We start from the raw sequence: 12,459 nt of genomic DNA, 5'->3' as shown, positions 1-12,459 counted from the left end.
TTTTTTATGATTTTCTCCAATTCTCCTTAAAAATAGGTGAATAAAGTTTAAAGAATACAAATATTACTCCAAGAAAAGCTCCCAGAAATGTATAAACTATAACTATAAAACCCCTTCTTGGTTTTGACTTTTCTAAGGGAATCGTTATTTCCTCTAATACTGTAAATATTGGAGTATCCTCTTTAACTTTTATTTTTTGATTTTCTAATTGTTTAGCTAATTCAAGATAAATCTCATACGCCATATCATTTTCCGATTTTAATCGCGCTTTCCTAGTACTTACTAGAGCTGAATTTGTATATTGATTTCGATCCTGAAAACTAGCAAATTTATCTTGAGATTTTTTAAATATTTTCTCCCTTTCATTATATTGTTTTTCGATAAACAACAACTTTTCTTGAGATTTTTGAATTTTTAACGCTATAATATATTTTTGCAATAATAACTTAAAATTACTCACCAATTCAGCTGAAGCCCTTGCTTCTGGCATAACAGCAGAAATTGTAATATAACCATCAATTGTATTAACATCCATTGATACTCTACTATTCAATTGTTTAATCCTAGAATTCTCATCTGCAGAAACTTGAATTAGATTAATTTCTTTTGATTTTTCTATTTGGTTATTATTCGACTCCTCGTTATTAACACCTTTAATAAGCCCAATTAATATACCTGGTAGGCCAATTGTATATTTTTTCATAGTTGAAATTACACTCGGCTTGTAAATATCTCTAAAATACTCCTCAAAACTCACCTTTTTATCTAATTCTGAAAATGTTATCTCTGTTTTCAATAACTCTTTCTTAAATCCAATGCTATTTACAATCTTAGGAAAAAGAGATGGCGGAATATCTGTATTAGATGACCCTGACAATTTTACTCCAGCGATTGCTGCTAATCCTCCTAATCCACCCGTACTTCCAGACTCAGATTGAGGTAAAATTGTTGTCTTTGCTGTGTATTCATTTTTTGTAAAAATCGCTACAAAAAAACCAATAAACATAAACACTAAAATAAATAAGTAAATAGTTCTCCTATTCACCCATAGCTTTTTAGCCCATTTTATTACATCTATTTCCTCTTCTTCAATAAAAACCTTATTATTAATGCTCATTTTTCACTTTTAATTGTTAAATGAATTTATCAATAAACCTAATGTCCCTAATGCTGTACTAATACCAATAATCTCTTGTATAGATGTCCCTCTTTTCGCTGCCTTATGTGGAACTAAAATTACAGCACCTGGCTCGATTTTAGGGTACGATTTAAAAAATAAAAAATTTCTTGTAGATTTCACATCTCCATTAGCATAAACAACGTATGTTTTACTTTTTTTAGCACTTTCTGAAAAACCTCCTGAACCATTAATATATTCTTTAAAAGATTGCTTTTTATCAAACCGAATAATTGTTGGTGCTAGAACTTCTCCTCTAACCTCTACAGTTTGTTTTTCTGTTGGAATAAATAGGACATCCCCTTCTTCTAAAATTAAATCATATTTAGATTTCTTACCTTTAGCATTCATTATCTCTTTCAGGTCAACACCAATACTTAATTCTTTTTTATGTACTTCCTGTTCCACTAATGAATCTTTAGCTCCTATTTCATTTAATAAATTTAGTTGCTCTTTTTCAATTAACTTATTTGTCTTTCTAATTAAAGTAGCACCTTTTATGTATGCGTAAGGTGATAACCCTCCTGCTTTTTCTAGTAAATCAGATACCCGTTCATCTTTATTCCCAATTGAATATGCACCAGGGTATATAACTTCACCTTTTACACTAACATTTCTTTGTTTTGTATACCCTTTTAAATACCTTACAGAAACTTTATCAAATGGTTCTAAATAAAAGTCATCTTTACTATTTAATTTTTTTGTAGTTGATTTTGAAATATTTTTGCTAATCGTTTCAAATCTATCATCATTTATTCTTCTTGATATATCAATTACATTTACATCAGCACCTTCGGTAAAACCACCAGATACTGCAATAAAATCTTCAATCTGCATTTTCTCAATAAAAGGAATAGTTTGAGGGTTATTAACTGCTCCATCAATTGATAAAGTATATTCCTCTTTTAAATTCTCATTTTTAAATATATGCACACTATCCTCTCTTTTTAAATTCAAATCCGAAGCTTTAGACAAAATATCTTTTACTGAAAATGACACCATCTCTTGATTTACATCATCTATTGTTCTGTAAATAATCCCTCTACCTGTAAAAGCATTCTCTTTAACCCCCTCTGCTTTATTTATTAAGGCTGATAATTTTAAGTCTTTAGTTAATTCAAAATAGCCAGGTCTATAAATTGCTCCTCCAATACTTACTCTATTTTCAAACCTGTTTACAATTCTACCTATAGTTATTTTATCTCCATCATTCAATAAAAAATTAGGGGTTTCTTTAAATACAACCTCACTAATTTCTTTTTGTGTTCCATTAACACGTTCAACAATAATTCTATTTTTATACGCATTAGAAGTAAACCCGCTAAAGTAGCTTACTAAGTCCGAAATAGTTTCGCCTTTTTTCAGTTCAAATACACCAGGTCTTTTTACACTTCCTTCAACCTTAATTTTACTTACATATGGCTGAACAATGATAATATCTTGGTCTCTTAATAAAACATTTCCTTCTTCATCTCCCTGAATTAAATACTTATAAATATCAAAATTTGGAAGTGTTTGTCCACTTCTTACAATTTTAATTTCTCTAAATGTTCCATTTTCTGTAGGACCTCCAGCAGCATATAATGCATTTAACACTGAAGACAATGCACTTAAAGAATAAGTACCTGGCACTTTAACCTCACCTATAATGTTCACTTGTACTGTTCTTACGTTTGCTAAAGAGATTTCAGCATACACCTTATTATAACTTCCGTTAGAAGCACTTATACCACTATAAATTCTTTTTAAATAAGATGTAATCTTAGCTTTTGCCTTATCTATAGATAAACCACTCACATAAACAGGACCAATACTTTCAATTCTAATAGCTCCGTCTTTACCTACAACCTTTTTATAAGTATTCTCTGCAGCACCCCAAATATCTATCATTAATTCGTCTCCAGGACCAATTTGATAAGATGCTGGTGTAGCAACATTTAAATTAGGTGTAAATGAAATATTTGGATTGCTAAAAAAGTCGTAACCAAATAGCAATGATTTTTCCACATTTTTATCCTCTCCTCCTGTTAATCCAAATTTTTCCAAATCTGATACAGGAACAGTAGTTTCAATTGATACATTTGAGTTTTGAATTATAGAACTTGATGTACCTAAGCTATTAATTCTTTGCTTTAATTTTGAAATTTGAGTAGCAGACATTCCTTTTGAAGCTGCAATAACTTCAAGCTGGCTTATAGAGTAACCCTGTTCTTTAGCTCTATTCCAATAAGATTCAATTTGAGCATCCGATAAATCATCTACATTAATTTTTGACAACTGACTAGCATCAATTCCTTGCGCTATCATAAATTGACTCACAAAAAGAAATGCAACAATTATTAAACTTTTTAAATACTTCATATAAACTTATCTATTTACTTTTTGCCAATTTGGTAATATTCAAATCCTTTTTCATCTAATTTGAAAATATTATATTGATTTCTACCATCAAAAATAATTGGAGATTTTAATTGCATTTTAATTTCTTCAAAATCAGGAGAACGAAACTCTTTCCACTCTGTTAATAAAATTAAAGCATCGGTATTTTCTATTGCTTTGTATTTTGAATCTACATATTCAACAGCCACATCTTTCAAATAAAATTCTTTTGCTTCTTCAATAGCCTTTGGATCATAAGCTTTAATTTTTGCTCCTCTTTTTACTAGTTCTTTAACTACATATATTGCAGGTGCTTCTCTCATATCATCTGTTCCTGGTTTAAATGCTAATCCCCATAAACCAAATGTTTTTCCTTTAAGATCTTCTCCAAAACGCTTTACAACTTTTTCTGCAATTACAAACTTTTGAGCATCATTTACTTCCTCAACAGCAGTAATTACTTTTGCATCGTAATTAAATTCTTCAGCTATTTTTTTAAGAGCTTTTACATCTTTTGGAAAACACGAACCTCCATAACCACAGCCAGGATAAATGAAACTATATCCAATCCTTGCATCTGAACCTATTCCTATTCTAACCTGATTAGCATCTGCTCCAACACGTTCACAAATATTCGCAATTTCATTCATAAATGAAATCTTAGTTGCCAGCATAGCATTTGCTGCATATTTTGTCATTTCAGCAGATTTAATATCCATACCTATAAAACGGTCGTGATTCATGCAAAATGGAGCATATAATTGCCTCATAGTTTCCATTGCATAATCACTCTCTGCACCAATCACCACTCTATCTGGCTTCATAAAATCCTGAATAGCAGCCCCTTCTTTTAAAAACTCAGGATTCGAAACTACATCAAACTCTAAATCTAAATTTCTTTTATCCAATTCAGCTTGAATTGTTGCTTTAACTTTATCTGCTGTTCCAATTGGCACTGTAGATTTATCTACTATTATCAATCTTTTTTGCATAGACTGTCCAATTTCTTTAGCTACTGACAACACATATTGTAAATCGGCAGAACCATCAAGTCCCATAGGTGTTCCTACTGCTATAAAAACAATTACGGCATCTTTTATTGCTTCAGGTAAGCTTGTTGTTATTTTTAAATTCCCATTTTTTACATTTTTTAAAACCATTGGCTCTAAACCTGGTTCATAAATTGGAATTATTCCTTTCTTAAGTTTTTCAACTTTCTCTATATCAATATCTACACATGTTACCTTATTTCCCATCTCTGAAAAACAAGTACCCGACACTAAGCCTACATAACCTGAACCTACTACTACTATTTTCATATATTAATACTAAAAAAACAATTATTTTTTTTATTATTCTCCTTTTGATGTACTTATTTTCTTAATCCACTACTAGAAAAGCGGCGATTTCTAATATTAAAATACAATTCTATTTCTTTTTTCTTACTATATTTTCTACCATTAAAATCTTTGGTTTTGTATTCACCTTCTACTATACCCTCATCAACTTTATACGCTCGTTATACTCTTTCCAAACCTTACTCTGCATAATGGTACTATTTCATCTATAAACCTACACCCTTTTAATTGAATATATCGTTCAATTATAGAGAGAACAGATCTATTTTTTCTAGACTATATTATTATTGAATCAGTTTGCAATCCACAAATAAGAAAATTGCATTGATATTTAGCTTCTTCTAACATTTTTACATACCCTATATAAAGTAAATTAAACAAACTAAAAATAATACCTATTTTCATGATTTATTTTTTTACAAATGTAATCATTAAAGATTAAATGGATGCTTCTCCAATGGTTTTTTGACAAATGGATGATAATCTCCCTTTGCACCAATAGGGTCTGAATGCCTTACTTGATGAACAATTTCAATAGCTTGTCTTGGAGCTTCAATTCCATAACCATTTCCTTTTAATATTTCTTGATAAGAAACAGTATGTAAATCTGTAAACCCACCACTAAATTCAAGCTCTTCACCTTCAATAGTAATTGACCTATAAGTTCTTTGCCCTTTTTCTTTTATTGCCTCAGGCAATACATTGTAATTAATAGATAAAAACCAACGCACCCTTGCTCTTTCAAATTCTAAATATCCAGCAGATCTATCATGTGTATTTACGTGAATAACATTTTGTTTTAATTCACCAAAAATCCAAGATAGCATATCAAAAAAGTGAACTCCAATATTAGTTGCAATTCCTCCAGATTTTGATACATCTCCTTTCCAAGAAGTATAATACCAATGACCTCGAGATGTTAAATATGTTAAATCAACATCATAAATTTTATCTTTAGGCCCGTTTTCAATCTTTTGCTTCAAAGCAATAATGCTAGGATGAACCCTCAACTGAAGAATATTATATATATTTTTCCCTGTTTCTTTTTCAATTTTACTTAACGCATCGATATTCCAAGGGTTCAAAACTAAAGGTTTTTCACAAATAGCGTCTGCCCCTTGCCTTAAAGCAAATCTAATATGAGCATCGTGTAAATAATTCGGAGTACAAATACTTACATAATCCAGCACTACATTTTGATCGTATTTTAATTTTGATATATGGCGATCGAATCGTTCATATTCAGTAAAAAAATCTGCATCTGGAAAATAACTATCTATAATTCCGACACTATCATTTTTATCTAAAGCAGCTAACAAATTATTATCGGTTTCTTTAATAGCTTTCATATGTCTTGGCGCTATATAACCACTTGCTCCTATTAAAGCGAAATTTTTCATTTTTTTTCTCTTTCTTTATTATAGTTTTCCTTGCACTTCACAATTTAGAAAACCCTTTACATCATAAATTATACCACTTTTATTTAAAAATTTAGAAAAATCTATTTCTAAATATTCTTTGTGTGAAACTGCCAATACAATTCCATCAAATTTATTTTGAGGCATATTTCTATGTGTTTCTATTTGATACTCTTCAAACACTTCTTTTGGGTTTGCCCAAGGATCAAAAACAGTAACATCAGTACCAAAATCTTTTAAATTATTAATAACATCAACTACTTTTGTATTTCTAACATCTGGACAATTTTCTTTAAACGTAATTCCTAGCACAAGTACTCTTGCATTTTTAATTTCAATATTATTTTTTATAAATAATTTAATTACTTCTGAAGCAACATAATTACCCATACTATCATTCATTCTTCTACCTGCTAAAATAATTTCGGGGTGATAACCAACTTCTTGAGCTTTTTGAGCTAAATAATATGGATCTACACCAATACAATGTCCACCAACTAACCCTGGCTTAAACGGTAAAAAATTCCATTTAGTGCCTGCCGCCTCCAAAACAGCTTCTGTATCTATTTCTAATTTATTAAATATTTTAGCCAACTCATTTACAAAAGCAATATTTATATCTCTTTGCGAGTTCTCTATAACCTTAGCAGCTTCAGCAACTTTAATTGTTGGTGCCAAATGTGTTCCTGCAGAAATAACCGACGCATATAAAGCATCAACGTCTTTTCCTATTTCTATAGTTGAACCAGATGTTACTTTCAATATTTTATCTACTGTATGTTCCTTATCTCCAGGATTTATTCGTTCTGGTGAATAACCAACATAAAAATCTTTATTAAAAACTAAACCAGATTCTTTTTCTAGAATAGGCACACACACTTCTTCTGTAGCTCCTGGATAAACAGTAGATTCATATATTACAATATCTCCTATTTTTAACACACTACCAACAGTTTCGCTTGCTTTTACTAATGGTGTTAGATTCGGTTTATGATTTTTATCTACAGGAGTTGGAACAGTAATTACAAAATAATTACAACTCTCCAATTCTTTTTTTTCTGAAGTTAGAAATAACCCTTTATCATTCAAATCTTTTACAAGAACTTCATTTAATATTTCCTCATCTATTTCTAAAGTACTATCAATCCCTTTATTTAATTCTGAAATTCTATTTTTATCAATATCAAACCCAACAACTGGATATTTTGTTGCAAATAATCTAGCTAACGGTAAACCCACATAGCCTAAACCTATAATTGCTACTTTAATATTTTTTTTCATCTAATATTATTCTTCTACTTTATACTTTTTCAAATACCAATCAATGGTTTTTATAATTCCTGTTTCAAAATTTTCATTGGGCTTCCAATTTAATTTTGATTTAATTTTTGTTGCATCTATAGCATATCTATAATCGTGCCCTGCTCTATCTTCAACAAATATTATTTGGCTTTTATAACTGTTACTTTTATTTAAGCGCTCATCTAATAATTCACAAATTAAATTTACAATATCATTATTATTATGTTCATTTTCTCCTCCTATATTATAGGTTTCTCCTAACTTTCCGTTATGAAATACATTATCTAAACCTAAACAATGATCCATAACAAAAAGCCAATCTCTTACATTGCTTCCATCTCCATAAATTGGTATACTTTCACCTTTTATAGCTTTTCTTACTATTGTTGGAATTAATTTTTCATCATGTTGAAATGGCCCATAATTATTTGAACAATTAGTTATCACTGTATTCAACCCATAAGTATGATGGTAACTTCTCACAATCATATCACTACTTGCTTTTGAAGCACTGTATGGCGAATTTGGAGCATAAGGAGTCTCTTCAGTAAACAAACCTGTTTCACCCAAACTCCCATAAACCTCATCAGTAGACACATGTAAAAATCTAGAATCTTCAAAACCCTGTTTAAATGTAAACGGCTTAGTCATCCAATACTTATAAGCAACATCTAATAAAGTAAAAGTACCTTTTACATTAGTTTCAATAAAAATATCTGGGTTTGTAATTGAATTATCCACATGAGATTCCGCAGCTAAATGCACAACCCCGCTTATATAATAATGTTGAAATATTCTTTCGACCAAACTCCTATCACAAATACTACCTTTTACAAACGTAAAATTTTTAGCGTTTTTAACTGAATTTAAATTTTCTACATTCCCTGCATAGGTCAGTAAATCTAAACATACAAATTTATAATCTGGATACTTTTCTACTAACAACTCCAACAAATTTGAACCTATAAATCCAGCTCCTCCAGTTACTAAAATCGATTTCATAAATATTCTAAATTTAAATTAATCAAATATATTCCCAAAAAACATTCCTTTAAAAAATCACATTTTTTAAACTAATAAAAAAACTTGATTGCTTCTTGCGAATTTAACTATTTAATATTGATTATTCTTTGTTCTAAAAAACATTTAAGACCTCAATATCCTTCATTTGTTTTTTTACAATTTGTTTTGTAAATTTACAGCTATATAACCAATTAAATATCAACCACATAGTTAACCCCAATAGAATTATGAAAACCCTAACGTTAAAAATTCCAGAAACAGCCACCAAAGCTATAAATAAATTTGCGCTAAAAAATTACAAAACATATGTAGCGCATTATGAGTCTCGAAAATTAAAACCAATGTCGCTAGAAGACTTTCTTCAAAACTACAGTTAACAATACCCTCAAAAACACAAAATTTTATACATAAAAAAAAGCATCTCAAAATTGAGATGCTTTTTGCGGTCTGGACGGGACTCGAACCCGCGACCCCCTGCGTGACAGGCAGGTATTCTAACCAGCTGAACTACCAGACCGTTGCTCTTAGCGAATGCAAATATACAAAATGAATTTACATATACACTAAATATTTTATAAATTATTTAAAATAAAAAAAGCATCTCAAAATTGAGATGCTTTTTGCGGTCTGGACGGGACTCGAACCCGCGACCCCCTGCGTGACAGGCAGGTATTCTAACCAGCTGAACTACCAGACCGTTGCTCTTAGCGGATGCTAAATATATAAAATTAACACTAGTATTTTAAAACAACTTTAAACTATTACTCTAAAACTTGAGATATTAAAAATTAAGAAAAACTTGTATAACAAACTTTAAACAAATAACCATTATTAATATTGCTTTACATTTTTTGTGAAATTACCACAAACCTTTTATTAAAAATTACTATCTTTCTGATTCTTATATTTATAATAAACCCCCAATTATGAAAAAGAGCTACATATTTATTTTATCCCTATTCAGTTTCCTTTTTGCGAATTCACAGAATCAAAATTTCATTATAGATAATAGTTATCCATTTGAAATTAATGAAGAATCGCTTGGTAATGCAACCATAGGTGGTGATACTATTTTTGTTTCTTCTACTAGAACAAAACCAATTAAATTTAAATCCTTAACGGGAGATGAAGGCAGTCCAATTGTTATTATAAATAAAGGAGGACAAGTAAAAATTGAAGATTCTGATAGCTATAATTGGGGAGCTATAACTTTTGAAAACTGCAAATACATTAAAATAAGTGGTGCAGGTCATTCTAATTACAAATATGGCTTTGAATTAGTTGCTGATCAATGTGGACTTGCATTTACTGAATTAAGTTCAGATTGTGAAGCTGAATTTATAAAAGTAAATCACGATGGATTTTTCGGAATTTATGCTAAAAAAGATTATAGTGGTGATCCTCCAACTCCACACCCTGTATTTGAGAATCTTGTAATTCACGATTGTTTTATTGAAAATGTTTCTGAAGGAATGTATTTAGGAGAAACTAAGACTCCAGGAATGGAGTTTAAACATGTTAAAATTTACAATAATATTGTAAAGAATACTTTAAGAGAATGTATTCAAATAGCTAACATGGTTGAAGATGTAGAAATTTATAACAATACACTTATAAATGCTGGTTTAGATAATCTTTACGCTCATACTAATGTACTTCAAATAGGTGATAATAGTGTTGTAAATGCTTACAATAATATACTTGTAAATGCACCTTCAAATGGTATAATTGTGTTTGGAAAAGGAGATTGTATATTTACTAATAACTATATTTCATCAACCTCAGGAGTTTTTATAGATGATCGTACTGTAAGTGATACTTTATCTCCTATAACTTTTAATCAAAATTATTTTAAAGCTACAATTGGCAACCAGGTTATAAAAAATTACAATGAAAATAATTTCATAACTGCAAAAGACAATATCTATGATACAGATATTACATTTTTTCTAAATGAATCTGGTAATACTGAGAATATTTCAGTTACAAACAATGCATTGGAGAGTATTCAAGAAATAGAATTTACAGATCCTGATAATAATGATTATTCACTTACAAGTGCAAACCCAATTGAATATGAAAACATAGGTGCTCCAGGCGGCCCTGAGTATATTGAATCAACTCCTAGTCAAATAATAATTACTAGTGATATGGTCACTGATTTGGTTAGTGGAGGAAGTGTTAATTCACCTTTATTGTTATTTGATGAACAAGATACCTCTATTGAAAATGACGAACACCCTACCAGTGCTTCTTGGAAACCGGCATATACAATGAACAGTTCATCGTATCATGTAGTTGTGGATTTAGGTGCTGAATATTATATATCTGAAATAGATTTACACGATATGCATGATGTTCATAATTTTACAGTCGAATATGTTCAAGATGAAAATTGGACAACTCTTTTTGTAGACCCTTGTGATTCTTATATTACTTGGAGTAAAAACGAAGCAGATATTACAACTCGATACCTTCGATTTTCAATGTATGATAATGTATATGCCGCAGTAAACGAAATTTTTATTTATGGCTATTTAAAAGAAACAACAGCAGACAGTCAAATTGTAATAAATTCTGAGATGGTTGTAGATATGGTTGATGGAGGAAGTGTAAATTCTCCAATATTGCTTTTTGATGAACAGGATATTGATATTGATTCTGGCGAAAAACCAACAAGTGACCCTTGGAAACCTTATTATACGAATGCAAATGCACCATATTATGCTATTATAGATTTGGGTAAAGAATATTCTATTTCTGAGATTGACTTACATGATATGAACGACGTGCATGATTTTACAGTAGAATATGGAGAACCTTTAAATTGGACTACATTATTTGTAGATTCATTAGACCTTTATAATACTTGGTCAAAACACAGTGTAAATATTACAACTCGTTATTTGCGTTTAGCTATGTTAGATAGTCCATATGCAGCAGTAAATGAAATTATTATTTACGGTTCACCAATTTTTAATGCTTATGAATTAGATGAGATCGTAGGAGAAGAACATTTAATAATAACTTCAAGCATGGTTACTGATCTAGTTGAGGGTGGAAGTGTAAATTCACCATTATTTTTGTTTGATGAACAAGATTTATATACAGAATCAACGGAACATCCAACAAGTAAATCTTGGAAGCCAGATTACACAATGAAAAATACAGCTTACCATGTAGTTTTAGATTTAGGAAAGACTTATGATATCACAAAAATTAATTTACATGATATGCATAATATTTATGATTTCACTGTTGAATATCGTGATGGAACTAATTGGAAAACTCTTTTTGTTGATCCTTGTGATAGTTATAATACTTGGAGTATTAATGAAGTTGATGTAACAACCAAATACCTACGTTTTTCTATGTATGATAATGTTTATGCGGCTGTAAATGAAATATTTATTTATGGAGAGCCAAGTGTTTCAACATCAGCAAAACCTTCAATAACTAGTAATATAGAAGAGTTTAATTCAACCGAATCTACATTAAATATTAAATCTCTAAGGTTATACCCAAACCCTGTAGCTGAAAAATTAAATATAGAATTTCCATTAGAAATGATGGGCAATAATAGATTGTTTATTAAAAATTTACGAGGAAGAATTATTCATGCTGAAAATTTATTAGTTTCAGAAAACACTTCAACAAAGCAATTAACTAATTACCAACTACCAAAAACTAATGGAGTTTATACAATATCAATAATGCATGAATCTGGAATTCAGAAAAACTTAAAATTTATAAAAAAATAATTACCTCACTACAAGCTGCAGCAACCCCAATAACTTCGCAA

8 protein-coding genes, 2 tRNA genes and 1 pseudogene are annotated in these 12,459 nt (G+C 29.9%); 2 read left to right on the top strand and 9 right to left on the bottom strand.

The genetic code is table 11. The features are described 5' to 3' along the window. Positions 1-4: 4 nt before the first annotated feature. The 7 genes and pseudogenes from BLU40_RS03730 to rfbB form a co-directional block, all read right to left on the bottom strand. Complete coding sequence (locus BLU40_RS03730; protein ID WP_090119858.1) at positions 5-1,117, bottom strand: Wzz/FepE/Etk N-terminal domain-containing protein; 1,113 nt, start codon at positions 1,115-1,117, stop codon at positions 5-7. Positions 1,118-1,126: 9 nt separating this feature from the next. After that, a complete protein-coding gene (locus tag BLU40_RS03725) occupies positions 1,127-3,538 on the bottom strand; it encodes an SLBB domain-containing protein (RefSeq protein WP_090119855.1) in 2,412 nt (803 codons plus the stop codon). Between the two features lie 14 nt (positions 3,539-3,552). Then, positions 3,553-4,875 (bottom strand): UDP-glucose dehydrogenase family protein, encoded by a 1,323-nt coding sequence (locus tag BLU40_RS03720; RefSeq protein ID WP_090119853.1) that lies wholly within the window; start codon positions 4,873-4,875, stop codon positions 3,553-3,555. 53 nt (positions 4,876-4,928) lie between these two features. Then, positions 4,929-5,319: pseudogene (locus tag BLU40_RS17730) on the bottom strand (adenylyltransferase/cytidyltransferase family protein). Between the two features lie 26 nt (positions 5,320-5,345). Next, positions 5,346-6,314, bottom strand: coding sequence for a Gfo/Idh/MocA family protein (locus BLU40_RS03710; protein WP_090119850.1), 969 nt, complete (start codon positions 6,312-6,314; stop codon positions 5,346-5,348). Between the two features lie 18 nt (positions 6,315-6,332). Further along, on the bottom strand, positions 6,333-7,613 hold the full coding sequence (locus tag BLU40_RS03705; RefSeq protein WP_090119848.1) for a nucleotide sugar dehydrogenase: 1,281 nt from the start codon (positions 7,611-7,613) through the stop codon (positions 6,333-6,335). A 6-nt stretch (positions 7,614-7,619) separates the two neighbouring features. Beyond that, positions 7,620-8,636, bottom strand: a complete 1,017-nt coding sequence (gene rfbB, locus BLU40_RS03700) for a dTDP-glucose 4,6-dehydratase (protein WP_090119846.1) — start codon at positions 8,634-8,636, stop codon at positions 7,620-7,622. A 248-nt stretch (positions 8,637-8,884) separates the two neighbouring features. On the opposite strand from rfbB, the gene BLU40_RS17515 reads away from it, so the two are divergent. Then, the gene (locus tag BLU40_RS17515) at positions 8,885-9,034 is read left to right on the top strand and encodes a hypothetical protein (protein WP_175454737.1); all 150 of its coding nucleotides are present in this window, start codon (positions 8,885-8,887) and stop codon (positions 9,032-9,034) included. Positions 9,035-9,100: 66 nt separating this feature from the next. On the opposite strand, the gene BLU40_RS03695 is transcribed toward BLU40_RS17515, so the two are convergent. Together BLU40_RS03695 and BLU40_RS03690 are read right to left on the bottom strand one after the other, a co-directional pair. Continuing rightward, positions 9,101-9,174: transfer RNA gene (locus BLU40_RS03695), tRNA-Asp, on the bottom strand. A 106-nt stretch (positions 9,175-9,280) separates the two neighbouring features. Next, a tRNA-Asp gene (locus BLU40_RS03690) sits at positions 9,281-9,354 on the bottom strand. 229 nt (positions 9,355-9,583) lie between these two features. On the opposite strand from BLU40_RS03690, the gene BLU40_RS03685 reads away from it, so the two are divergent. Further along, positions 9,584-12,418: a T9SS type A sorting domain-containing protein gene (locus BLU40_RS03685; RefSeq protein ID WP_090119844.1), complete on the top strand. Its 2,835-nt coding sequence runs from the start codon at positions 9,584-9,586 to the stop codon at positions 12,416-12,418. Positions 12,419-12,459: the final 41 nt, after the last annotated feature.

Source organism: Lutibacter oricola (assembly GCF_900106565.1).
In the GTDB taxonomy this organism is placed as follows: Bacteria; Bacteroidota; Bacteroidia; order Flavobacteriales; family Flavobacteriaceae; genus Lutibacter; species Lutibacter oricola.
The sequence above is the reverse complement of the archived record's forward strand: the minus strand, read 5'-3'. Positions and strand labels throughout refer to the sequence as shown.